At 68.8% G+C, this 22,770-nt stretch carries 23 protein-coding genes; 10 read left to right on the top strand and 13 right to left on the bottom strand.

Features of this window, described 5'->3' with window-relative positions; genetic code table 11:
• The first annotated feature begins 69 nt into the window (after positions 1 to 69).
• The 3 genes from BLS97_RS22860 to BLS97_RS11285 all read left to right on the top strand — a co-directional run bounded on the left by BLS97_RS22860 (position 70) and on the right by BLS97_RS11285 (position 2,531).
• Positions 70 to 564 (top strand): HK97 family phage prohead protease, encoded by a 495-nt coding sequence (locus BLS97_RS22860; protein WP_157695363.1) that lies wholly within the window; start codon positions 70 to 72, stop codon positions 562 to 564.
• On the top strand, positions 489 to 1,487 hold the full coding sequence (locus tag BLS97_RS11290) for a PQQ-binding-like beta-propeller repeat protein (RefSeq protein WP_172832262.1): 999 nt from the start codon (positions 489 to 491) through the stop codon (positions 1,485 to 1,487). The genes BLS97_RS22860 and BLS97_RS11290 overlap by 76 nt, the downstream gene beginning before the upstream one ends.
• Before the next feature lie 510 nt (positions 1,488 to 1,997).
• Positions 1,998 to 2,531, top strand: a complete 534-nt coding sequence (locus tag BLS97_RS11285; protein WP_090476051.1) for a DUF1203 domain-containing protein — start codon at positions 1,998 to 2,000, stop codon at positions 2,529 to 2,531.
• Between the two features lie 244 nt (positions 2,532 to 2,775).
• On the opposite strand, the gene BLS97_RS11280 is transcribed toward BLS97_RS11285, so the two are convergent.
• Positions 2,776 to 3,621 (bottom strand): helix-turn-helix domain-containing protein, encoded by an 846-nt coding sequence (locus BLS97_RS11280; protein WP_269457503.1) that lies wholly within the window; start codon positions 3,619 to 3,621, stop codon positions 2,776 to 2,778.
• A 53-nt stretch (positions 3,622 to 3,674) separates the two neighbouring features.
• Between BLS97_RS11280 and BLS97_RS11275 the strand changes: the two genes are divergently transcribed.
• Positions 3,675 to 4,844 (top strand): IS30 family transposase, encoded by a 1,170-nt coding sequence (locus tag BLS97_RS11275; protein WP_090476049.1) that lies wholly within the window; start codon positions 3,675 to 3,677, stop codon positions 4,842 to 4,844.
• Positions 4,845 to 5,258: 414 nt separating this feature from the next.
• Here the strand turns inward: BLS97_RS11275 and BLS97_RS11270 are convergent, their stop codons facing one another.
• The 4 genes from BLS97_RS11270 to BLS97_RS24490 form a co-directional block, all read right to left on the bottom strand.
• Entirely contained in the window at positions 5,259 to 5,552 is a 294-nt protein-coding gene (locus BLS97_RS11270; RefSeq protein ID WP_157695362.1) for a putative quinol monooxygenase, read from the bottom strand.
• Between the two features lie 125 nt (positions 5,553 to 5,677).
• Complete coding sequence (locus BLS97_RS11265; RefSeq protein ID WP_197676129.1) at positions 5,678 to 6,202, bottom strand: Rv3654c family TadE-like protein; 525 nt, start codon at positions 6,200 to 6,202, stop codon at positions 5,678 to 5,680.
• On the bottom strand, positions 6,195 to 6,518 hold the full coding sequence (locus BLS97_RS11260; protein WP_157695361.1) for a TadE family type IV pilus minor pilin: 324 nt from the start codon (positions 6,516 to 6,518) through the stop codon (positions 6,195 to 6,197). The genes BLS97_RS11265 and BLS97_RS11260 overlap by 8 nt, the downstream gene beginning before the upstream one ends.
• Before the next feature lie 62 nt (positions 6,519 to 6,580).
• A complete protein-coding gene (locus BLS97_RS24490; RefSeq protein WP_090481951.1) occupies positions 6,581 to 6,733 on the bottom strand; it encodes a DUF4244 domain-containing protein in 153 nt (50 codons plus the stop codon).
• A gap of 368 nt (positions 6,734 to 7,101) precedes the next feature.
• On the opposite strand from BLS97_RS24490, the gene BLS97_RS11250 reads away from it, so the two are divergent.
• Together BLS97_RS11250 and BLS97_RS11245 are read left to right on the top strand one after the other, a co-directional pair.
• A complete protein-coding gene (locus tag BLS97_RS11250) occupies positions 7,102 to 8,529 on the top strand; it encodes an FAD-binding oxidoreductase (protein WP_090476047.1) in 1,428 nt (475 codons plus the stop codon).
• A complete protein-coding gene (locus tag BLS97_RS11245) occupies positions 8,526 to 9,854 on the top strand; it encodes a class I SAM-dependent methyltransferase (protein ID WP_090476046.1) in 1,329 nt (442 codons plus the stop codon). Before BLS97_RS11250 ends, BLS97_RS11245 begins: the two co-directional genes overlap by 4 nt.
• Positions 9,855 to 9,886: 32 nt before the next feature.
• Here BLS97_RS11245 and BLS97_RS11240 read toward each other — a convergent pair whose 3' ends face one another.
• The 5 genes from BLS97_RS11240 to BLS97_RS11220 all read right to left on the bottom strand — a co-directional run bounded on the left by BLS97_RS11240 (position 9,887) and on the right by BLS97_RS11220 (position 15,522).
• Positions 9,887 to 10,615 (bottom strand): type II secretion system F family protein, encoded by a 729-nt coding sequence (locus BLS97_RS11240; RefSeq protein WP_090476045.1) that lies wholly within the window; start codon positions 10,613 to 10,615, stop codon positions 9,887 to 9,889.
• On the bottom strand, positions 10,612 to 11,391 hold the full coding sequence (locus BLS97_RS11235; protein ID WP_157695360.1) for a hypothetical protein: 780 nt from the start codon (positions 11,389 to 11,391) through the stop codon (positions 10,612 to 10,614). The genes BLS97_RS11240 and BLS97_RS11235 overlap by 4 nt, the downstream gene beginning before the upstream one ends.
• The gene (locus BLS97_RS11230) at positions 11,388 to 12,557 is read right to left on the bottom strand and encodes a TadA family conjugal transfer-associated ATPase (protein WP_197676128.1); all 1,170 of its coding nucleotides are present in this window, start codon (positions 12,555 to 12,557) and stop codon (positions 11,388 to 11,390) included. Before BLS97_RS11230 ends, BLS97_RS11235 begins: the two co-directional genes overlap by 4 nt.
• A 5-nt stretch (positions 12,558 to 12,562) precedes the next feature.
• A complete protein-coding gene (ssd, locus tag BLS97_RS11225; RefSeq protein ID WP_157695359.1) occupies positions 12,563 to 13,630 on the bottom strand; it encodes a septum site-determining protein Ssd in 1,068 nt (355 codons plus the stop codon).
• Between the two features lie 1,163 nt (positions 13,631 to 14,793).
• Positions 14,794 to 15,522 carry an oxidoreductase gene (locus BLS97_RS11220; protein WP_090476041.1) on the bottom strand — a complete coding sequence of 243 codons (729 nt, stop codon included), beginning with the start codon at positions 15,520 to 15,522 and terminating at the stop codon, positions 14,794 to 14,796.
• Between the two features lie 290 nt (positions 15,523 to 15,812).
• Here BLS97_RS11220 and acs point away from each other — a divergent pair, with 290 nt between their 5' ends.
• Positions 15,813 to 17,813: an acetate--CoA ligase gene (gene acs, locus BLS97_RS11215; RefSeq protein WP_090476040.1), complete on the top strand. Its 2,001-nt coding sequence runs from the start codon at positions 15,813 to 15,815 to the stop codon at positions 17,811 to 17,813.
• A gap of 345 nt (positions 17,814 to 18,158) precedes the next feature.
• Here the strand turns inward: acs and BLS97_RS11210 are convergent, their stop codons facing one another.
• Positions 18,159 to 18,638, bottom strand: coding sequence for a hypothetical protein (locus BLS97_RS11210; RefSeq protein WP_157695358.1), 480 nt, complete (start codon positions 18,636 to 18,638; stop codon positions 18,159 to 18,161).
• Between BLS97_RS11210 and BLS97_RS11205 the strand changes: the two genes are divergently transcribed.
• From BLS97_RS11205 to BLS97_RS11195, 3 genes are all read left to right on the top strand, one after another.
• Positions 18,631 to 19,188 carry a L,D-transpeptidase family protein gene (locus tag BLS97_RS11205; RefSeq protein ID WP_090476038.1) on the top strand — a complete coding sequence of 186 codons (558 nt, stop codon included), beginning with the start codon at positions 18,631 to 18,633 and terminating at the stop codon, positions 19,186 to 19,188. The genes BLS97_RS11210 and BLS97_RS11205 overlap by 8 nt on opposite strands.
• Positions 19,189 to 19,386: 198 nt before the next feature.
• Positions 19,387 to 19,872, top strand: coding sequence for a phage holin family protein (locus tag BLS97_RS11200; protein WP_090481947.1), 486 nt, complete (start codon positions 19,387 to 19,389; stop codon positions 19,870 to 19,872).
• 56 nt (positions 19,873 to 19,928) lie between these two features.
• A complete protein-coding gene (locus BLS97_RS11195) occupies positions 19,929 to 20,843 on the top strand; it encodes an alpha/beta fold hydrolase (RefSeq protein ID WP_090476037.1) in 915 nt (304 codons plus the stop codon).
• A gap of 12 nt (positions 20,844 to 20,855) precedes the next feature.
• On the opposite strand, the gene BLS97_RS11190 is transcribed toward BLS97_RS11195, so the two are convergent.
• Together BLS97_RS11190 and BLS97_RS11185 are read right to left on the bottom strand one after the other, a co-directional pair.
• Complete coding sequence (locus BLS97_RS11190) at positions 20,856 to 22,040, bottom strand: MarP family serine protease (RefSeq protein ID WP_090476036.1); 1,185 nt, start codon at positions 22,038 to 22,040, stop codon at positions 20,856 to 20,858.
• Complete coding sequence (locus BLS97_RS11185; RefSeq protein ID WP_090481944.1) at positions 22,037 to 22,723, bottom strand: NUDIX hydrolase; 687 nt, start codon at positions 22,721 to 22,723, stop codon at positions 22,037 to 22,039. The genes BLS97_RS11190 and BLS97_RS11185 overlap by 4 nt, the downstream gene beginning before the upstream one ends.
• Positions 22,724 to 22,770 lie beyond the last annotated feature (47 nt).

The following is a 22,770-nucleotide window of genomic DNA, read 5'->3' as shown; positions in this document are numbered from 1 at the left end:
CCGTCTCCGGCACCACCCCAAGCATCGTCCACAGCGCGAAGATCTCGGGTATCGGCTAGGACCAACCCGATGAAGAAGCTCCGGCGCAAGCTCGTCAACTCCAAGGCCTACTCCGTAAACGAAGACGCCAAGAGCGTCACGTTCGTGATCAGCACGAACCAGGTCGATCGGTACGGGGAGGTCGTTGAGCAGGAGAGCTGGAACTTCAAGAACTTCCTGAAGAGCCCACGGCTCCTGTGGGGTCACAACCCTGATGAGCCGGAGAACGTCCTCGGCCGCGCCAGTGACCTCAAGATCTCCGATGACGGCAGTCAGACCACCGCGGTCCTCAACTTCGACACGGACATCAAGCCGATGGCCGACCTGGTTTCCAGCAGATCGTCAAGGGCACTCTCAACACCGTGTCCGTCGAGTTTATCAACCACACGTACAACACCGACGACGACACGCCGATCCTCAAGGACGACGAGCTCCTGGAGATCAGCGTTGTGGATCGCCTGCAGGAATGCGCCGGCCAAGTGTGTTTCACTGCCGATTCCTCCTCGGCTGGCAGCGCTGGACTAAGGATGAACATTCACACCGGGACTATTAGCATTGATCCCGCCCGATCGGCCATCAATTCGCGACCCATCGGCGACAACGGTCTGATCTCGATCCAGAACCCGTCCACGCCCGAGCAGATCGCGCGCCAAGTAGGTAACGGCCTGCTGTGGAAAGAGCCGCTCTCCGACCTCTTCGGGCCAGGTTACGGCACCGACTACGGCTGGAGGTTTCAGACCTTTCCCCCTGCGCACCTCGCCGTCGGCAGCGTCGGGCAAGCCTCCGCCGACGCTGCGAGTCGCACCGTCGTTCATCTCGGGCAGGGCGCCGAAATGGTCGGGTTCAACCTGACGACCGGAGCGCGCCTCTGGCGGCAGGCCGGGGGCATCGACAACGCGTGCATCCCCGACCAAGCCATCACTGAGGACAGCGCACTGTCAACGGTCCGCTGCCGGTGGAGCGCGACCAGCACCGTCACCTTGAACCGCACGAAGATGACGGACATCCTGACCGCGGCGTCAGTGTCCCTGGAAGGGTTCGACCCCCGCACGGGCAAAACAACCTGGAGCGTCGCCCTCTCCGACCCCAGCGGGTCGAGCTACGAGTCTTGGGCCAGCACCATAAAGGTCGCTGGTGACCAGACCCTGGTCGTCAACAGCCCCAAGGGACAGATCACTGTCAATCCGGTCACCGGTCAGACGGCCGCCGCCCCCACCACCCTGCAAGTCATCTGTACCGCCCAGATCACCACCGCGATCGCCCGCGCCGACACGGAAATCAACGGCACAATCAGAAACTACTACGTCACCGGCGACTCCATGCACACCTGCACCACCGCCGGACGCCCCATCGCCCCCACCACGGCCTGGCCCAGCTGGGCCGGAGCCGTCGTCGGCCACGTCCACTTGATCGTCACCCCCGCCGGCCTCCAGGGATACCGACAATAGGACCCGCAGAGGGATCGCGGTTGCCTGTAACCGTCCGGTCATGAAGCCGATCTGGATCAGGGAGATACTGCGCCGCGATCAGCAGGTCATAGCGCCCCCGGCTGAGGCGGCCAACTGAGCCGCAGGCGGGCGACCTCTCGTCAGGCCGCGGGTAGGTATTGCTGGACGCATAACAGCCACGTCAGCAAGTTGGCTGCTGCTGCCGTGATACCGAATCTGGGGATGACGCAACCTTCGAAGGCCATCCATCCGGACGTGCCGGTCACGCTCTCGCCGGGGCCGTCGAGGGGGTCCGCGAGACCCACGACAATCTCGGCACCCAGACCACTCCCCCAACGTCTTCCACCTCGCCGAGGACTCACATGACAAGGTCCCGGGTGGGCCGAAAGGATTTGGCAAGGTTGCGTCGGCCGTGGTCAGATCTCATCACCATCATTCCATCTACATGCGGGGCATGCGGCGTCCGAAACCCGCCAGCATGGATAGAGCGGGCCGACCACGATAGGTGGCATGAACCCCACGACCTCTCTGCGCGTGCATGCCATCGAACCGCGTCGTCTCGACGACATCTTCAGCGCCAATGCGGACGGCCACGGCAATCTCCTCTTGCCCTTCGCCGCATCCGGCGAGGGGGAACCGCTTCGTTGCTGCTTGCGCTACGCCGTTCAGGGCGAGCAGATCGCGTTGGTCTCCTTCGCACCCTTCGACCACCCGTCGGTGTGGACCGAGGTCGGGCCGATCTACATCCACGCGTCACCCTGCGATGGCCCCACCTCGGTCACAAAGTTGCCCCAACAACTGGCTACCGGCCCGCGAGTCCTGCGCACCTACCGAGCTGATGACACGATGAACTACGACCACAACACCGTCGTTTCCAACGAAGCCGACCTGGAACCAATCCTCGAGCGACTGCTCGGCGAACCGGACGTCGAGACGGTGCATGTCCGCACGCTGGCGCCGCAGTGCTTCCTCTACGCGGTCACGGCGGCACACCCTGAAGACGACGCAAGCAAGTCCCGGGAGTACGCGACCGTCGAGCGCTGACTGCGCTTTGGCTATCCACCAGCTGTTGACGCCAATGCGGGCGTTGAACATCGCTTTGTCGCCGATGTGAGGCGGTTGAATGGTGATCATGGTCGATGCCCGGATGACCCGCACCCGGGAGCACAGCCGCACCACCACTCCCGGAACCGCTACGCCCGACCGGTCACCACGTAGTTAATCTCGCTGAGCGAGACCAGGGAATTCCAGTGAGCGCCGCATCAAGGGCGCGAGACGGTTGCGGGTTTCAGGGTGCCGCGACTTGAACGTCGGTAGCTGACCGTCGAGATGCGAGCTTTCGCTTTTTTCCTGGCGTCGACCCGACCCAGCGTTTGAAAGCGACGTTGAACGAACTTGGTGAGGAGTAGCCCAATTGGTGGGCTATTTGGTCGATCGGCGTGTCCGTCGTCTCCAGCAGAGTCGTGGCTAGCCTCATCTTCCAGTTGAAGACGTACGCAGCGGGCGGCACTCCTGCGCTTGCGCGGAACCGTTCGATGAACACGGTGCGTGAGAGTCCGCAAGAGCGGGCCAATTCGCTGACCGTCACGGGAAACCTCGGCTGAGAGTGGATGAGGCGCGCTGCCGGCAGCAGGAAGGGTTCTCGGAGCAGGCGGATCCACCCTGCGGGAAGCGTCATACCGTCGGTCATCCACACTCTGATCACGTGCACGAACAGGAGCTCGACGATCTGTTGGGTCGCCCGGCGAGACGCGGGCAGATCGTGGTTCATCTCGGCGTCGAGTTCTCCGAGCAGCCAAGCGATCGCGCGACCAGCAGTTGAGTCCGCACGGACGTGCGTCATTGCCGGGACAGCACCCTGAAGGAAAGCATCGGTGCCGCCAGAAACTTCGATGTGGGCCGTCACGCACACGTTGCGATCGTCTACCGATAGGGGTGAGACCGGGTCGCCCGGGGATGCTCGGGTGGGCGCCATGTCTGGCCGCGTGCCGAATTCGAACTCGGAGAGGCCATCCAAGATCACCGCCTCGCCGGCCGATACGAGAAACGCCTCGAGTTCGCCGACGATCCGGAACCACAACGCACCTCGCGAAACCGCCAGGATTTTTACCCTGCCTGGCGGGGGAGAGCGGATGAGCCAGGGCGGTTTCTAGCGAACGTCGTGAATCCTGACGAGCGGAGTACGACATGCCTAGATTCGCTGCCAACAAGATGCCGGCTGCGGTCAAACGACGATATTTTGAGCTGATCCGAACTGGCCTGTCCGGGGCTGCGGCGTCGGAGATGGTCGGCGTGTCCTTGAGCTGCGGATCGCTGTGGTTCATCGACGCTGGCAGCGTGAGCTATGTCGATACGCCGATCAGCAACCGCTACCTCAATCAGGACGACCGGATCGAGATCGCCGACGGGCTGGCCCGGGGAGAGCCGGTGAAGTCGATCGCTGCCCGCATCGGTCGCAGCTTCCAGACCGTTTATCGGGAGATCGCCAGGAACAGCAAGGCCGACGGCAGATATCAGCCGTGGTTCGCCCACAACCAAGCCCACGAGCGACGTCGGCGACCCAAGCCGCACCGATTCGCCGCGGACGACCAACTTCGCGCAGTGGTCGCCGGCAAGCTCAAGACCCGATGGTCGCCGGGACAGATCAGTCGATGGCTGCGGCGCCGCTACCGCAATCGACCCGATTGGCACGTCTGCGCCGAGACCATCTACGCGGGCGTCTACCGCGGGCTGATCTGCGCCGCGACCCCTAGCAACCTGCGTACGGCCCGTATCTACCGCCACCGCAGAGGTAGGGGCCGAACCCGTGAAGGCGCGATGAAGCAGTTGACCAAGATGAAGTCGATCTCAAGCCGGCCGGCCGTGGTCGAGCGTCGCGGTCAGGTCGGTCACTGGGAAGGTGACCTCATCATCGGTGCGGGACAACGGTCTGCGATCGCAACACTGGTCGAACGCAAGACCAGACACACCGTCCTGGTCCCACTGCCCGACGGACATTCGGCCCAATCCGTCGGTGACGCACTGATCGCTGTGTTCGCCGGCATGCCACCAGCGCTGCGTCGCACACTGACCTGGGACCAGGGCAACGAGATGTTTCACCACGACCGGATCGAACGGGCCACCAAGATCAAAATCTACTTCGCGGATCCACACTCACCCTGGCAGCGAGGCAGCAACGAAAACACCAACGGCCTCTTGAGACAGTACTTTCCGAAGGGCACCGACCTCTCGCTCATCACCGCCGCCCACCTCGCTCAGGTAACAGCGGAAATGAACTCGCGACCACGCCTGTGCCTGGCGGATCGCACACCAGCACAGCTCATGCGACGATGGGACCGCCGACTGGCAACTCAATGATTCGCAACGTTCGCTAGAAACCGCCCAGTCTCCAGATCCGGATCTGTGCCCAGCGATCGCACATCGTGCGCTCAGCGTCTCGAGCACGCCGGTCACAAGATCGACTGTCACCATTCGCGGACGTTATCACAATTACTCGGCCAGAATTGTCGTGAGTGTACGAGGAAGGAGCATAGAACGCTGGTGCCGGGCCCGATTGGGCCACTCCCGCACCGCGGGAGCAACCTCTCGAACGTCATGAAAGGTGTCCTCTGGGAGTGGGACCTGCGAATTTGGGTTGGCCGTGACCGGTTGGCGTCTCGACGATGGCACGGTCTCAGCAAATTCGGTTGTCCAGCCAACGGCTCTCGGCGGTCGACGGAGGCTCCTGGCAACGGTGCCTTCGACGGGACGAGGTTGCTCTAGACGGTTGTCCTATGCGTTGACCTCATCCCACCAATCGAGGGAGAACGAGTCGATCATCTCGCCGAACGCGGCCATGACCTCGGGGGTGGTGGAGCGCCATTCGGCGTAGGCAGCTTGGTCCGCCTTCGAATCCCACTGCTCGATGAGCAGGAACTTGTTCACGTCCTCCACATTGCGCACGACGCGGAGCCCGATGAGCCCCGGTCGGGATCGGGTAGCGGACAGCGTTGCCTGGTAGTACGAGATGACTTCCGACCCGCGGCCGGGTTTAGCGGTGACATGCAGCAAGGCGGTGTGCGCCATAGTTTCCTTCTTCTCTTTACGGTGAACGCGCCACTGATGTCGACTCGGATGGCATGTTGGTGCGCGCTGCCCCCATCCTGAGCCACAAGATCGACTCCCTGTTGCTCCTTTGGTCGGCATTTGTGTCATATCGTCCGGGCCAGTCTCAGTTCGTCCGAAGTCCGAAGGTTGATCGGCCCCTCGGACGACCAACCGACACGCTGCAGACCGCAACCAGAGTTGAGGTCCGTCACTGCGAGCGACGGCAGCACCCTGCTGCCCGTGGGTTCTGACTGAGTCGGTGGGAGTCCCCGCGCCAGCCGACCCGTCACCCCGTCCCCACCCGGCCCGGCCCGAGCCCGCCCCGACGCCGACCCACCCCACGTCCCCACCCGCGCCTCCACCAACACATCAAAACCCTGCACCACACACGACACCATCAACCCACCATTGCCCGACACCACCGACCCCGCCCGCGCACACGCCACCCCCTGACCCCACAGCACCCGCGCCGCCCCGGCCAACGCCCCCAGATCCGCCGCCGCCTCCGCCCGCTCCCGCGCGACCACCACCCCACCCAACCGAACCCCCAACCCGGCCACCACCAACAACACACCGACCACCAACGCGACGAACACCGTCGCCACCCCCGCATCCCGATCCTCACCCACCCGTGACCCCCTCCTCCCGCGCCGCACTCGCACTGGCCCGCACCGACACCCCCGGCAACAACCCACTCACCGCCCCCGCCACCACCGTGGCCGTCACCAGATCCCCACCCACCCGCACACTGAGCACGGCCCCCGACGGAGCGATCGCGGCCACCGCCGCCACCGCGGCATCGGCATCACCCCGACCCACCAGCCGAGCCGCCTCCCGCGCCGCATCGGCACACCGCAACTGCGCAATCACGCACCCGATCCCGGCCAGACCGGCCCCCACCACGACCATCAGCACCGCCAGCACCAGCGCCGCCTCCACGGTCACACTGCCCCGCTGCCTCAAGACCGCATCCGGCCGGCCACCGCCCGACCGGGACCGGGCCGCGATCACAGCGACGTGTGCAGCGCGGAATTGATCAGACTCGTCAACCCCGACACCACCGAACCGCCCGTGACGATCTTGTACAACACCGCCGCGAACGCCGCCGCCACCACGGTGCCGACCGCATATTCGACGGTGGACATGCCGGCGTCGGGCATGTCCACCTCCGCCGGCCCCGACGTGGCACCGACCAGCTGGTCATTCGGCCGGCGCTGGACCGGCACGTGCTCGACCGGTGCGTGCACCACTCCCTCGAGACTGATCCATTGCCCGGCGTACCAGCGTCGAAATCGTTGCCCCACAGCCACTCCCCTCTCCTGCCGGCTCGGTGCCGGATCAATCCAGGTTGGCCGCGAACGGCGGGCTAGTCCATGGCGATGCCGAGAATGTGGACAACTCAGGTGCTGTGGACAACCTGCGGATTCTCCAGCCTGAACGGCGCGCGCAGGCCGGGCGGTCGGCACCGGCAGAGGACCTACGACGACCGCCTGTCGGACTGTCGGGGCACGCAGTTAGCATCAGGAACATGTCGGAAGAGCCGCTGACGCTCGATCCGCCGGGATCGTCGTCGCCGCAGTACACAACCGGTGCCCACCGGGCCGCGGTGGACCGTCTGCTCGCGAGCTTCCGCGCGGTGCCTCCCTCCCAGACGGTGCGGCTGGCCAAGCGGACCTCCAACCTGTTCCGCGAGCGAGCCCGGACCACCGCGCCCGGCCTGGACGTCTCCGGGCTGACCGGGGTGCTGTCCGTCGACGTGGACGCCCTGACGGCCGACGTGGCCGGCATGTGTACCTACGAGGATCTGGTCGCGGCCACGCTCCCCTTCGGCCTGAGCCCGATGGTCGTACCTCAGCTCAAGACCATCACCATCGGCGGCGCGGTCACCGGGCTCGGGATCGAGTCGACGTCGTTCCGCAACGGCCTGGTGCACGAATCGGTGCTGGAGATGGACATCCTCACCGGCGACGGGCGGATCGTCACCGCCCGGCCCGAGGGTGAGCACGCCGACCTGTTCCTGGGTTTTCCGAACTCCTACGGCAGCCTCGGGTACGCCACGCGGGTCCGGATCCAGCTGGAACGGGTGAAGCCCTACGTCAGCCTGCGTCATCTGCGCTTCGAGTCGACGGCCGCTATCGAGGCCGCCATCGACCGGATCAGCAACGCCGGGGAGCACAACGGCGTCCGTGTCGACTACCTTGACGGCGTTGTGTTCTCCGCGACCGAGAGCTACCTGACGCTGGGTACCCAGACCGACGCGCCCGGTCCGGTGAGCGACTACACGGGGCAGGGCATCTACTACCGCTCCATCCAGCAGCGCAAGACCGACCGGCTGAGGATCCACGACTACCTCTGGCGCTGGGACACCGACTGGTTCTGGTGCTCCCGGGCCTTCGGAGCGCAGCAGCGCGTCGTGCGCCGGCTGTGGCCGAAACGCCTGCGGCGCAGCTCCTTCTACTGGAAGCTGGTCGCGCTGGACCGCCGGTACGGGATCGCCGATCGGATCGAGAAGCGAGCGGGACGGCCGCCGATGGAGCGGGTGGTGCAGGACATCGAGGTCCCGGTCGACCGCACCTCGGAGTTCCTGGACTGGTTCCTGGAACACATTCCGATCGAGCCGATCTGGCTGTGCCCGCTGCGCACGCGGGCCGTCGACGGCGCTCCGGCCCGGGCGTGGCCGCTCTATGCGCTCGATCCAGGGCAGATCTACGTGAACGTCGGATTCTGGTCGGCCGTCCCGACCGAACCCGGTGCGGTGGCAGGTGCGACGAACAGATCTATCGAGGACCAGGTGAACGCCATGGATGGCCGGAAGTCGTTGTACTCCGACGCTTTCTACACGCCGGAAGCTTTTGCCGAGTTGTACGGCGGCGCCTACTACGACGCCCTGAAGGCCCGGTACGACCCGGACGCCCGATTGCTCGGCGTGTACGAGAAGACGGTGGGACGGCGATGACCACGTTCAAGGCTTCCACCGGCCGTCGCGAACGCCAGGCTCCGCGTGGTACCGGCCCGATGACGGTGGCCGCCATCGCGGACGAGGTGCTCGTCGCCCCGCTCCCGTTCCACCTGACCGCCTACGACGGGAGCAGCACCGGACCCCTCGACTCCCCGCTCGGTTTCCACATCGCCAGCCGGCGTGGGCTGAACTACATGCTCACCGCGCCCGGCGACCTCGGTCTGGTCCGGGCCTACATCGCCGGCGACCTGGAGCTGACCGGAATCCATCCGGCCAACCCCTACCCGCTGTTGGTGGCCCTGTCCGACGAGCTGCACCTACGGCGCCCCGGACTGCTCGACATCGCCTCGGTGGCCAAGAGTCTCGGATGGAGTTCGCTGAAGCCGGTTGCCCCACCCCCGCAGGAGGCGCCCGCCCGCTGGAAGCGGACACTGCACGGTCTGCGGCACAGCAAAGCCCGTGACGCCGACGCGATCCACCGGCACTACGACGTCTCCAACGAGTTCTACGAGCACGTACTCGGCCCGTCGATGGCATACACCTGCGCGGTGTTCCCCAACGCCGACGCCAGCCTGGAAACCGCCCAGGAGAACAAGTTCCGGCTCGTGTTCGACAAGCTGGACCTGCAGCCCGGGCAGCGTCTGCTCGACATCGGTTGCGGGTGGGGATCGATGGTCCGGTACGCGGCCCGCCGCGGGGTGAAGGCCCTGGGCGTGACGCTGTCGGCCGAGCAGGCCGAGTGGGCCCAGCGGGCCATCGTGGCCGAAGGTCTGCAGGATCTGGCCGAAGTGCGCTTCCAGGACTACCGGGACGTGCAGGAGTCCGGGTTCGATGCGGTGTCCTCCATCGGGTTGACCGAGCACATCGGGGTGGCCAACTACCCGGCCTACTTCCGATCGCTGCTAACCGTGCTCCGGCCCGGCGGGCGTCTGCTGAACCATTGCATCACCCGGCCGGAGAACAACTCTCAGTTCAAGACCGAGGCGTTCATCGACCGGTACGTCTTCCCGGACGGGGAGCTGACCGGTTCGGGCCGCATCATCACCGAGATGCAGGACGCCGGATTCGAGGTGCGGCACAGCGAGAATCTGCGGGAGCACTACGCGCTGACCCTCCGCGGCTGGTGCGCGAACCTGGAACGGGACTGGGACGCCTGTGTCGCCGAGGTCGGCTTGCCAACCGCCAAGGTCTGGGGCCTGTACATGGCCGGGTCGCGTCTGGGCTTCGAGCGCAACAACATCCAGCTGCACCAAGTGCTCGGAGTGAAGTTGGGTGAACACGGTGCCGCTGCGGTGCCGCTGCGGCAGTGGTGGCAAAGCTGACCTCGGGCCCGGAACAGGCGCGTCGGCCCCGGTCAGAACAGGTGCAGCGAGCCGAGCAGACCGACCACGACCGGGGCCAGCCCGAGGCAGAGAAACGCCGGTAGGAAGCACAGCCCGAGCGGCGCCGTCATGGCCACGCCGGCCCGGCCGGCCGACCTCTCGGCCGCGTCCCCGACCGCCCGTCGCAAAATGGCGGCGTGTTCTCGGACGGCATCGGCGAACGTCGTTCCGCCCGCTGCCGACCGACGGGCGGCCGCCGCCAGGCCGACCAGGTCGGGGTGCGCGTCGGCCGCGTCCCACGCCCGCTCCGGGTCGGCCCCGAGCGCCAGCAAGGCTGACACCGAATCGAGCACCAGCAGCGGATCGTCAGGGTCCGGCTCGTCGAGCGCGCGCAGGACGGACGAGATCGCTTTCAGCGCCGCGCCGATCGCCATCCCGGACTCCAGACACGCGGCCAACAGATCGGCGTGGACCGCGAGCCGCTGCCGGTCGCCGGTCCGCCGGGCGGGGCTGCGTCGTTCCGGCGCCTGGAGACTCACGGCCCCCGCCGCCAGAGCCAGGATCAGCGCGATCCACCAAGGCCACCATGCGGTCACCACGCTCGCCGCGAGCACACCGATCCCGACCACGACCGCGCGGCGGCTGCGCGGCGACCACCCGGTGCGACCCAATCTGGGCGCGCTGCCGAACGGCAGTGGCCCGGGGATGACCAAGAACCCGAGACCGGTGAGGCAGATCGCCGCCGACTGCGCACCGTTCATGTTCGGACGATCCGTGCCGTCCAGGCCAGTCCCGCGCAGGTCAGGGTCGAGCCGAGAAGTAGCAGCAAGTTGCCGACGGCGGTGTCCAGCAGGACGTGGACCGGGTCGGCCCCCATGCCCGCTCCCAGCAGCAGTCCGAGCGCGGGGAGCACGGCCAGCACGTAGCCCGACACCCTGGGTCCGGCCACCTGGGCCGCCCGTGCGGTGTCGGTCCGGACCCGGTCGGCCAGATCGGCCACCGTCGCGTCGATCAACGTCGCCCACGGAACTCCGTGACGGGCCGACAGCGCCCAGCCCACGACCAACCGCTCGGCGGTCGCGGACACGACATCCGGACCGGCCGGCGGCGACTGCGCACCGACCGGCAACCGACCCGACGTCACCGCGGTGGTCAGCGTGTGGAGTGCAGGGCCGGCGTCACGATGGCTTGTCGCGGTCGCGGCGATGGCCGCCACCGGCTGTGCACCGGCTCGCACCTCACGGGCCAGCGTCCGCAGCGCGGCCAACAGCGCGGCGACCTCGACCCGAACCCGGCGCCGGCGCAGTTCAGCGGCGGCCAGCAAGCCGAGGGTCGCCGACAGCAACGCCGTGGCCGTCCCGACCACCGGGCCGACCACCGCTCCGGTGCCGACGCCGAGGATCACCGCGCCGAACAGCACCCGCCCCCGGCGCAAGGCGACCGGTCGGCGCGTCCGGGCGATCGCCCGGGCGGGCTTCGACCGCACTCCCGATGCCGGCCACAACCACAGCGCCAGGGCGAGAGCAACGGCGCTCACCACGGGACGCCGACTCCCCGGGACGCCAGCACATCCCTGAGCAGCGCCGCCCCATCTCCTGACGGCTGTCCGTCGATCACCGCCGGCACGGCCGTGACCCAGCCGTCCGCACCCCGGATCAGCACGGCGATCTCGGCCAGGACACGCCGACCGTCCGGGCGTCCCATGTGCAGCACCACCTGCACGGCGCTGCCGAGCTGCGCGTGCAGCGCCTCCCGGGTCAATCCGGCCGGCGCGGCCAACGCCTCGAGCCGGGCCGGGACGTCAGCCGCCGCGTTGGCGTGCACGGTCCCGGAGCCGCCGTCGTGGCCGGTGTTCAGCGCAGCCAACAGGTCGACGACCTCCGGGCCCCTGACCTCCCCGATGACGATGCGATCCGGTCGCATGCGCAGCGCCTGGCGGACGAGGTGTCGCAGTGGCACCGCCCCGGCCCCTTCCACATTGGCCGCCCGCGCCACCAACCGCACCAGATGCGGATGGGGCGGACGCAGTTCCTCGGCGTCCTCCACCGTGACCAGGCGCTCGCCAGGCTCGACGGCCGCCAGCATGGCCGCGAGCAGGGTGGTCTTGCCGGACCCGGTGCCACCGGAGACCAGGAACGCCAGCCGCGCGGCCAGTACCGCCCGAACGGTGGCCTCGGCCACGCCGCGCAACGTGCCGACCGCGGCCAGCGCGGCCAGATCGTGACGGATGGGCCGCAACACCCGCAGCGACAGGCAACTTCCGGACGCCGCTACCGGCGCGATGGCCGCGTGCAGGCGCGTGCCGTCGGGCAGCCGGCCGTCGACGAACGGCTGCGAGTCGTCCAGCCGCTGCCCGGCCGCCGACGCGAGACGACGGGCCAGGCGGGACACGGCCGCCTCGTCGGCGAACACGATGCCGGTCCGCTCCCATCCGGCGCCACGGTCGACCCGTACGTCGTCCGGAGAATTCACCACCACGTCGGTCGTCGCCGGATCGGCCAGCAGTTCGGCCAGCGGCCCGGCGCCGACCAGCTCCCGCTGCAGGGCCCGGATCAATCGAAGCATCTCCGCGTCCGTGACCAGCACCGACGCCTCGGCCCGGACAGCGCGGGCCAGCGCGGCACCGGTCGGCTCGGCGCGGTCATCAGCCAACCGACGCTGCACGCTCTCGATCAGCGCCTCACTCAGCGGCGGACCCGACATGGCCGTCATCCGACGGCCGTCGGCAGTTGCGCCAGGACCGAGCGCGCCGCACGGGCCAGCGGGCCGCGGCTGTCGGCTCCCGGGGGTTTCCCCTTCTCCAGGTCACGGGCCAGGGACGGCTGGGGACGCATCCGGGCCAGTACCGGCAGGCCGAGGACGTCGCCGATGTCCTCGGCGCCGATCCCGCCCGGTGACGGACCCCGAACGACCAGCTCCGGCTGCACCCCGAGCGCGGTCAGCCGGTCGGCGGTCCGGGCCGCGGCGTAGCAGCCGCGCACGTCGGCGGTGGTGACCAGGACCACACGGTCCGCCTGCTCCAGCACGCGATCGGCGGCCACCGTCGGATGGCGCGGCAGATCGAAGACGGTGAGGTCGCCCGAGCGCCGTCCGGCCTCCATGACGGCGTCCACCACTGCTTCGGTGATGGCGTGGCCCGGGGTCCGACCCTGGCACAGCACGCGGATGCGACCACGACCGAAGGGTGCCTTGGGGAGTGCATCGTGCAACGCGTCGGGCGGAAGGCGGCCCGCCGGTGCGGCGAGCTCGTCCCATCGGATTCCGGGCTGGTCCTCGATGCCGAGCAGCACGTCGAGCCCGGAGCCCCAGGGATCGCAGTCGGCCAGGATGACCGACCGCCCGGCTCGGCCCGCCATGGCCGCGAGCGCCGACGCGAAGACGGACGCTCCGGCCCCTCCGCAGGCGGGCACCACGGCGACCGTCGGGCCGTCGCCGGGGCCACCGGCGAGGGTCCCGGCCAGGAGGTCGATCAGCGCGGCGTCGTCGGCGCCGAGCGTCGCGGTGCGTTCGACACCGAGCTGGAGGCACTGCTTGAGCACGCCTGCGTCCGGTTCCTGCCGTCCGACCGCCACCACGCCCCGGCGCATCGCCAGACGCGCATCGAGCGCGTCGGACACCAGCTCGTCGTCCAGCAACACGATGGGGGCCGACCTCCAGGCCGACCCCGCGCCGACCTCGCCGTGATGGGCCACCTCGACCCCGGCCGCGGCGGCCACCCGCAGCAGGTCGTCGAGCATCAGTTCGTCCCCGGTGACGATCAACGGCCGTGTGTCCATACCGCCTCCCAGCAGTCCGCGCGAGCCGGCGCCGGTCGCCTGTCCGACCTTGTGCCGGTGGCTCGGCGCCACGCATCAAGTGGACCGTGCGCGACGACGGCGGGGACAGCAGCGAAGCGGAAATGTGGATGGCTCGGCGGTATGGGGACAACGTCTCCGGCGACCACGAGGGGCGCCCGGTTACGGTCAATCGTGCGTTCGCGTCGAGGGCCTGCGCGCGAGCCCGGAGACGACAGATGCCGGGCCGCCCTCGCGGGCGATCCGGCATCTGTGATCAGTTAGGGGCGGCCCCCGCCAGGGGGGAGGGCGGGGGCCGCGGGGGTTCAGCTCCGGGGGGTTGAGCTGAACCCGGTGGTCGGCTCCCGGGGGGGTGGAAACCGACTAGCCCACTGTAGACCGCGACGACCAAGCCGTCACGTCGGAGCTCGGCCGTTTTTGGGTATTCCCATGGCTCACCCAAGAAATGAACCCGTTTGGGCGAATCACTGAATCGGTCCGGTGGTTGGGGTGGCCGTTAGCTGTTGCCCAGGAGCCGGATCAGCGGTACCAATGACTCACGGACCCCCGGAGCGGCCAGGGACTGTGGTGGAGGAGAAACCACAGTTCACCCGCCTCGGAGCTCCGCACCTGGACCCCGGTACTCACTCACCGCTATGAGCCGCGAAGGGCACGTCGCCAGGGCTTTCCGCGAAACTCGCGCAGTCCGTTCAACGACGAACGTGGTGAAGCCTGGTAGCCGGCCAGCCCGGGTAAAGACGGCACTTCATCCTCGGATGGAGTGCCGTCTTTGTTTTCCGGTCCTCCTGCTCCCCGGCGGCCCCACGCCCGCGAATCAGCCTGGGACACATCACGATGGGTGTCCGCGCGTTCACCGAGAGAATCGCATCGGCGGACGTCCTCAGCTGTCTGAGCGGTAAGGCCGGCCGGTTGAAGCGCCCATTGTCAACAGATCGAAAGGCCTCACTCGTACGGGTCATGCACTTTCCATCTTTCGGCCCTGGCTTCGTTGAGGCGTTTGAGCACGGTGATGCGCTTCACCCCCGTGACACCCGGTCTCGATGCACGCGCATACATCGACACACCTCGATCTGTCGGGTCCCGACCCTCCTCCGCGAAGGCCGCGGAAACGGCCCGACCGCCCCTGAGCTTCGTCCGTCGCGACGTCAGTTCGCCGCCTCGGCGATGGAGGTGCCCTCCCGCGCCCCGGCTTCCAGGGCAGCGCTGACATGCACGATCCACGCGGCCACCCCGGATCCGTCGGCGAATGCGGCCGCCGACTCGGGATAGACCGAACCCACACGGAGGTGCCCGACTTCGGGCGTCGTGAGGCCGTGCGGGTCGAGTCCCGAACTGATCAGCGTCAGCCGGGCGGCAGCTCGGGCCACCACTCCGTCGGCCGTTCCGAAGGGCCGTAGGTCGAGGATTTCGCCGTGCACCACCGCCACCATCACCGGAGCCGGCCAGGGCGCCGCCAGCACCGTCTGAGCCAGCGCGGACAGACGTGCGGCGAGGTCCGGCCGGTCGGGGGCCGGCCGTCCCAGGAGGTCAGGGTGGCTCAGATCGGCGGCGGCCAGGGTGTGCAGGCGAGCCAGCGCTTGCAGCGGCGCCCGTTCCCAGACCGGGACCAGGCCGCCGATGGCTGCGGCCACCCGAAGGGCACCGGCCAGGACCGGATCGCTCACCGACGCCGCGGCCGGGTCGATCTCGCCGGACCCGCCATCCAGCATCGCCGAGGCCCGGGCCGCGCGGACCGACGCCGCCGCCGAGGTCCGGGGCCACCCTCGTCGGTTGGCCGGATGACGGTGAACCTGCTCGATGGCCGTGCGGGCCCTGGACACCGCCTCCGGCACGCCGGGCAGCGCCAACAGATCAGGCCAGGGCGTCGAGGTCACCCGCTCACGGTAGTCAGGTCGCCGGGGTCTGCTCCCCAGGCCGCGACCACGCCGCGCCGTGCCTCCCGCGACGAGACGGAGCCGGTGGCGCGAACTGACCACCCCGCCCCGGGCACTGTCCGGGCTCCCCGATAGTTTGCTGGTGGGAAGGTGGCTCGTTGGCGTCCGTGCGTCGCGAGGCAGGGCCACCGGGCCGACCTGGGCCGCGTCGCGCGACGCAGTCGTCGCGTCATATCGGGCCAGGCGCACACCGCACCAGCCGACACCGCTGTCGAACAGGGAGACACCCGATGAACGAACAGGCACCCGAAGCCGCCTTGTCCAATCTGCTGGCCGAGGACCGGACCTTCCCGCCCAGCGCCGAATTCGCCGCCGCCGCGAACCTCACGGCCGACGCCTACGAACGGGCCGAGGCCGACCCCGAGGCGTGGTGGGCCGAGCAGGCCCGTCGCCTCTCCTGGTCCACCCCGTTCACGCAGGTGCTCGACTTCTCGGACGCCCCCCACGCGACCTGGTTCGCGGACGGCAAGTTGAACGTGGCCTACAACTGCGCGGATCGCCACGTCGAAGCCGGGAACGGCGACAAGGTGGCCATCCACTGGGAAGGGGAGCCGGGCGACGCGCGGACCATCACCTACTCGCAGTTGAAGGACGAGGTGTCCAAGACGGCGAACGCGCTTCTGTCCCTGGGCCTGAACGCCGGCGACCGCGTGGCGATCTACCTGCCGATGATCCCGGAAGCGGTCTTCTCGATGCTGGCCTGCGCGAGGCTCGGCCTGGCCCATTCCGTCATCTTCGGCGGTTTCTCCGCCGAGGCCCTGCGGACTCGTATCGCCGACGCCAGCGCGCGCCTGGTCATCACGTCCGACGGGCAGTACCGACGCGGGTCGGCCGTGCCGCTCAAGGCCGCCGTCGACGATGCGGTGGCCACCGAGGGTTCACCGGTCGAGCACGTGCTGGTGGTCAACCGCACCGGTCTGGACGTGGCCTGGACCGAGAAGGACATCTGGTGGCACGACCTGGTGGACGAGCAGTCGACCGAGCACGTCCCGGAAGGGTTCCCGGCCGAGCAGCCGCTGTTCATCCTCTACACGTCGGGCACCACCGGAAAGCCGAAGGGCATCCTGCACACCTCCGGCGGCTACCTGACCCAGGTCGCGTTCACCCACCACGCGGTGTTCGATCTCAAGCCGGAGACCGACGTGTTCTGGTGCACCGCCGATATCGGCTGGGTCACCGGGCACTCCTACAACGTCTACGGTCCGCTCGCCAACGGCGCCACCGAGGTGATCTACGAAGGGACGCCGAACACCCCCGACGAGGGCCGGCACTGGGAGATCATCGACAAGTACGGGGTCACCATCTACTACACGGCGCCCACGCTCATCCGCACCTTCATGAAGTGGGGAGCCGAGATCCCGGCCCGGTACAAACTCGATTCCCTGCGGGTGCTCGGCAGCGTGGGTGAGTCGATCAACCCCGAGGCGTGGATGTGGTACCGAACCCACATCGGGCACGATCGCTGCCCGATCGTCGACACCTGGTGGCAGACCGAGACCGGCGCGATGATGATCTCCCCGCTGCCCGGTGTCACCGCCACCAAACCGGGCTCGGCAATGCGGGCCCTGCCCGGGATCGCCGCGCAGATCGTCAACGACGAGGGCGTCCCGGTCGGTCACGGTGAGGGCGGCTACCTGGTCATCGCGAAGCCGTGGCCGGCCATGCTCCGCACCATCTGGGGTGACGACGAGCGCTACCGGGACACGTACTGGTCGCGGTTCGCCTCCCACGGCTACTACTTCGCCGGCGACGGCGCGAAGTACGACTCCGACGGCGCCCTGTGGCTGCTCGGTCGGGTCGACGACGTGATGAACGTGTCCGGTCACCGCATCTCGACCACCGAGGTCGAGTCCGCGCTGGTCGCCCACCCGAGCGTGGCCGAGGCGGCGGTGGTCGGGGCCAACGACGCTCTGACCGGGCAGGGCATCGTGGCGTTCGTCATCCTCCGTGGGGACGCCACCGCGCGCGTGGCCGATGGCGGCCCGGCCGCCGGGGAAACACTCGTCGCCGAACTCCGGAAGCACGTGGCCACCCAGATCGGGCCGATCGCGCGACCGCGCCAGATCATGATCGTCCCCGAGCTGCCCAAGACCCGCTCGGGCAAGATCATGCGGCGACTGCTGCGCGATGTGGCCGAGAACCGCGATCTGGGTGACGTGACGACCTTGCAGGACTCGGCCGTCATGGGGTTGATCACCTCCGGCCTGTCCACCGGCAAGAGCGACGCCTGAGCGCGACTGCTCGGCACTCGCGGGCGGGGTCGCGCCCCGCTCGCGAGAGTGCCCGAGTCGCCCACGGTCCGGTCAACCGGACAGGTGAAGTCTCAGCGTGTCGGGTTGACAATTACTCATCCGGGCTGTTGTCGGTGGTGCTGGTGGGATTAATGTGACGCCTGTGATCAAGAAGCTGGTGCTGTCGGTCACCGCTGTCCTCACCGTGGTCGGCGCCATCTATGTCCTGCCGGCCGCTGTCCCGTCCGGCTCGGCCGAGAAGAACCGTCCGTCGGACGTGGCCCTGCCGGTGTCGTCATCGAGCCCCGTGTCGCCCTCGGGCCCTACCCTCGCGGCCGGCTCCAGTCAGATCTTCGTCCCGAACCTGGCACCGACGACGAGCTTCGCGAACTCGTCCACCCGGTCGGCGTCCACGTCCGCGGCGAGCCGCTCGTCCAGCCTGCCGGTGGTTCGATCGACCGCGATCCCCCGCCCCGTCGCTCCCCCGACCACCACACGCGACGCGACGACACCGGCGCCCGCCGTCGCCGCCGTTCCGTCGACGCCCACGGTGACGACGTCCAGCGCCGCAGCGCCGACGTCGTCCACCGCCGCCCCGACACCCGTGGCCTCGCCCAAGCCGGTCGTCACCGCCCGGACCACCCCGAAACCGGTTGCCGCGTCGACGGCGCCGCGGCCGCCCGCCCGAACAACGTCGGTGGCGCCGAAGCCCACCGTCAGGACCACCCCCAAGCCGACGGCCACCCCCAAGCCGACGACCACCCCCGCCCCCGTCCAGGCGTCGACCACCGCGCCGAAGGCCAGCATCCCGGTGACAGTGGGCAATGCGACGCAGATCATCACCGTCAGCGCTTCATCGCGGTACTCCACCACGGCCACCCTGATCGCCTGGCAGAAGCAGACCAACGGGTCGTGGGCCAGGAAGTTCGGGCCCGTCACCGCCCATCTGGGCCAGGACGGCGTCGGCGCCCCCAGCGAGTACAGCTCGCGCACCCCAGCCGGCACCTGGACCCTGACCCAGGCCTTCGGCCGTAGCTCCAACCCCGGGACGGGCCTGTCCTACTTCCGGACCGACCCGCTCGATTGGTGGGACGAGAACCCGGATTCGCCCACGTACAACCGGCACGTCCGGAGCTCGTCCTCCCCCGGCGGCAGCAGCGAGCACCTGTACTACGAGGTCCCGTACTACAACTACGCCGTCGTGATGAACGTCAACACCGCCGGCGTGCCCGGCGGTGGCAGCGCCTTCTTCCTGCACGTCACCGACGGCGGCCCGACGGCCGGTTGCGTTTCCATCGATCAGGGAACCCTGGTCAAGATCATGCAATGGCTCAAGCCCGGCGGTCACCCACGGATCGCCATCGGCGTGAGCTGAGCCCCGAACACCAACCGCCCGGGGCGGCACCGATCCTCGGCCCGGCGCCGTGGGGCGAAGGACCGAGACGGCCGCGCGACATGGCACGATGAACCCTCGAGCCCGCAGTGCGGCGGTCAGCTCCACCCGATGCATCGGCCGGCCATGTGCCGGTGTCCCAGAACGAGCAGCAGGAACCTTTGAGAGAGGGACGTGACCATGTCAGGCACCCCGCAGCCGCCCGTCAACTACGGCGGGAACACCGGCCGTCCGGCGATCGGGTTGGTCGCCGAGCCCGATGTCGACACGAGCGCGTCCATCGGAGCCCTCGTCAAAGACGCCACGGTGCAGATGTCGACGCTGGTCCGGGCCGAGATCGAACTGGCCAAGTTGGAGGTCGCCGCCTCGGTCAAGACCGCTCTGACCGGTGCCGTTTTCTTCATCGTGGCCGGTGTGATCGGGTTGTTCAGCCTGTTCTTCTTCTGGTTCATGATCGGCGAGATCCTGGACATCTGGCTGCCGCGGTGGGCCGCTTTCACCATCGTGTTCGGTGCCATGCTGGCGATGGTGGGGTTGCTGGCCTTCCTCGGCATCAAGAAGGTCAAGAAGGTCAAGAAGCCCGAGCGCACCATCTCGACCCTGTCCGAGACCGCCTCGACGCTGAAGTCGGCGGCCAAGCATTCCGAGCCGCCCGCCGCGCGGTGAACCCGGGCGATCCGGTCGATCTGGCCAGGGCTCCGTCTCGACCTCCACTTCCGCCGGTGACCGCGGCATCCGTCACCAACAACTCGGCCGCCCTGGCCCACCGGTCGGTCAGCGCCAACGGCATTCGGTTCCATCTGGTCTCGGCCGGCACCGGCCCGTTGGTGCTGATGCTGCACGGCTTCGGCGGAATCTGGACGAACTGGCGTCACCAACTGCCGGACCTGGCCGAAGCCGGACATCACGCCGTCGCCGCGGACCTGCGCGGCGCCGGGGATTCCGACAAACCACCGCGCGGATATGACGCGTTCACGCTGGCCGCCGACGTCGCGGGGATGATCCGCGCCCTGGGCGAGCGGGAGGCGATCCTCGTCGGTCAGGGTTACGGCGGCGTGCTCGCGTTCAACACCGCGATCATGTACCCGGACCTGGTTCGATCGGTCGTCGCCATCAGTGCCCCGCACCCCGGTCGGATGGCGCGGCTGCGCCGTCCCGTCCGGACCGACCCGTACGGGCGCCTGCTGACCTTCGCCGCGCTGCCGATCGCACCCGACCGGCGGCTGGCCGCCTCGGGTGGATCGCTGCTGGAACGGATCGTCCGCTCGCACGCCGGGCCGGCGTGGGCCGCCTCCACGGACTTCACCCGGACCATCGCCGGGATGAGGCGGGCCATCGTGACGCCCGGCGCCGCGCGCGGCGCGATCGAACCATTGCGGTGGGTCGCCCGGTCGCCGTATCGCTCTGACGGTCACCGGCACCGCGAGGCGCTGGCCCGCCCGCTGACCGCTCCGGTGCTGCATCTGGTCGGCGAGGGCGACCGGTTCACCCCGGCCGCCGCGCTTCGCGGCACGAAGGACCAGTGCGCCGGTGCCTACACCTTCGAGGTCATTCCGGGAGTCGGCCACTACCCGGCCGAGGAAGCGCCCGGCATCGTAAACGCCCGGATCGCTGCGTTCTTGAGCTCGTCGGTCTGACGCAGCCGGTCACTAGTCGGCCGTGCAGGCGCCGGTGGCCGCCGGGGTGTCGTCGACCAGGCCCCGGGCGACGACCGGCGCCACCTCGGCCGTGGTGAGTGCGAAGCCGATGTCCGGCTTGTCGATGGCGGCGCCGAACACCACGCCGAGGACGGTGCCGTCGGCGGCGAGCAGTGGTCCGCCCGAGTTGCCGGCGCGCACATTGGCGCGCAGCGTGTACACGTCGCGGGTCACGGTGGCCGACGAATAGATGTTCGGACCGCTGAGCGTGATCCGGCTGCGGATCCGGCCCGGAGTGATGGTGAACGGGCCGTCCAGCGGATAGCCGGCCGGGGCCGCCGAATCCGGGGCCTTCGCCGGTGTCCGGTCGAAGACCAGCGCCTTCCTGGTCATGCCGGGCACGTCGAGCACCGCGAGGTCACGGTTCGGGTCGTAGACGACCACCGTCGCATCGAGCGTCTTGGTGCCCTCCTCCACCGTGACCTTGTCGGTTCCGGCGACCACGTGCGCGTTGGTCAGCAGCTTCCCCGGAGCGATGACGAAACCGGAGCCTTCGATCCGGCGCGAGCAGGACGGGGCGGCGCCGCGGACCTTGAGCACCGACTGTCCGGCCTTCTTCAGCACGGCGGAGGACCCGAGCGTCGAGTCCGGCACGCCGACCTGCACGTCCGGGGTGGGGGTCAGCGGGTCGAGGATGGCCGGGAACCCGGACTCGTCGAACAACTGCCGCATGCGGGTGGAGATGTTGCGGGCGCCGTCGGGCATCACCTTGTCGACCGCACCCAGCACCGCCGACGACCGGACCGCCGACGCCAGCCAGGGGAACGGCACCGACCCGAGCGGCAGGGCGATCATCCAGGCGACCACCAGGACGGCCAGCGTGTTCCCGACCAGCCCCAATCCGCGGTCGAGGGCCATCGCCGGCCGCCAGGTGACCCGCTCGGAGAGCGCGCGGCCGAGAGCGGCACCGGCGATCTCGCCGATGCCGATGCCGAGGACGACGCACGCGACGCCGGCCGCGACCTTGGCCGCGCTGTCACTGATGTGGCTCATCAGCACGGGGGCGATCTTGATCCCGATGACGGCACCGCCGATCGCGCCGATCAGACCGATCGAGGCATTGATGAACCCGCGCCGGTATCCCGACCACGCGGCCCCGAGCAGGAGCGCGATCACCAGGGCGTCGACGAAGGTCACGTGGTGACAGACGTTTCGTCAGTGGGTTCGTTGTCTCCCAGGTGCCCGGCCTCGGGATCGGTCAGTTTCCCACCCGATTCCGGCAGGTCGATGTAGCGCTCCTGATCCCACGGCACCGCCCAGCCACCGAGATCCAGGAGTGCCTCGACCAGGCCCGCGGTGAAGCCCCAGACGACCAGCCCGGCCACCTCGAAGGCCGGGCCGACATACCCGCTCGGATGCCGGACCCGTCCGCGTCGGGCCGGATCAGCCAGCTCCGACACCGGTACCCGGGCGACAGCGGTGGTCTCGCCCGGATCGACGGGGGCCACCGGGCCGGGTGAAGGCCAGTACGCCAGGACCGGGGCGACCAGGAATCCGGTGACCCCCAGGAAGAGTTCCGGGAGCAACGCGACGGGCAGCACGGTCGCCGGATCCAGCCCCGTCTCCTCGGCTCCCTCCCGGAGCGCGGTGGTCACCGCGTCCTCGTCCCCGTCCTGCTTGCCGCCCGGGAAAGCCGGTTGTCCGGCGTGCGATCGCAGGGTGCCGGCCCGCTCGGTGAGAAGGAGATCGGGCCCGGCCGGCCCGTCCGCGAAGAGCATCAGCACCGCGCTGCGCCGTGCCACCTGCGGAGCACTCAGGGCCGGCCGCGGAAGCAGGTCCTCGATGGTGGCTCCGTCGATCCGTCGCACCAATCGGGCCATCCACGCGGGCACCAGGTCGTCGGCGACGAGCCGGCGGCCCACCCGAA

The organism is Nakamurella panacisegetis (assembly GCF_900104535.1).
Taxonomy (GTDB): domain Bacteria; phylum Actinomycetota; class Actinomycetes; order Mycobacteriales; family Nakamurellaceae; genus Nakamurella; species Nakamurella panacisegetis.
Note: the sequence above shows the minus strand (reverse complement) of the source record. Positions and strands in the feature narration are given on the sequence as shown.

Coding starts and splice junctions, on each gene's coding strand:
- BLS97_RS11275 (WP_090476049.1), top strand. CDS start 3,675: ATGCCTAGATTCGCTGCCAACAAGATGCCGGCTGCGGTCAAACGACGA.
- BLS97_RS22860 (WP_157695363.1), top strand. CDS start 70: ATGAAGAAGCTCCGGCGCAAGCTCGTCAACTCCAAGGCCTACTCCGTA.
- ssd (WP_157695359.1), bottom strand. CDS start 13,630: ATGGACACACGGCCGTTGATCGTCACCGGGGACGAACTGATGCTCGAC.
- acs (WP_090476040.1), top strand. CDS start 15,813: ATGAACGAACAGGCACCCGAAGCCGCCTTGTCCAATCTGCTGGCCGAG.
- BLS97_RS11240 (WP_090476045.1), bottom strand. CDS start 10,615: ATGAACGGTGCGCAGTCGGCGGCGATCTGCCTCACCGGTCTCGGGTTC.
- BLS97_RS11270 (WP_157695362.1), bottom strand. CDS start 5,552: ATGGCGCACACCGCCTTGCTGCATGTCACCGCTAAACCCGGCCGCGGG.
- BLS97_RS11245 (WP_090476046.1), top strand. CDS start 8,526: ATGACCACGTTCAAGGCTTCCACCGGCCGTCGCGAACGCCAGGCTCCG.
- BLS97_RS11230 (WP_197676128.1), bottom strand. CDS start 12,557: ATGTCGGGTCCGCCGCTGAGTGAGGCGCTGATCGAGAGCGTGCAGCGT.
- BLS97_RS11250 (WP_090476047.1), top strand. CDS start 7,102: ATGTCGGAAGAGCCGCTGACGCTCGATCCGCCGGGATCGTCGTCGCCG.
- BLS97_RS11200 (WP_090481947.1), top strand. CDS start 19,387: ATGTCAGGCACCCCGCAGCCGCCCGTCAACTACGGCGGGAACACCGGC.
- BLS97_RS24490 (WP_090481951.1), bottom strand. CDS start 6,733: ATGCCCGACGCCGGCATGTCCACCGTCGAATATGCGGTCGGCACCGTG.
- BLS97_RS11285 (WP_090476051.1), top strand. CDS start 1,998: ATGAACCCCACGACCTCTCTGCGCGTGCATGCCATCGAACCGCGTCGT.
- BLS97_RS11185 (WP_090481944.1), bottom strand. CDS start 22,723: ATGGCCCGATTGGTGCGACGGATCGACGGAGCCACCATCGAGGACCTG.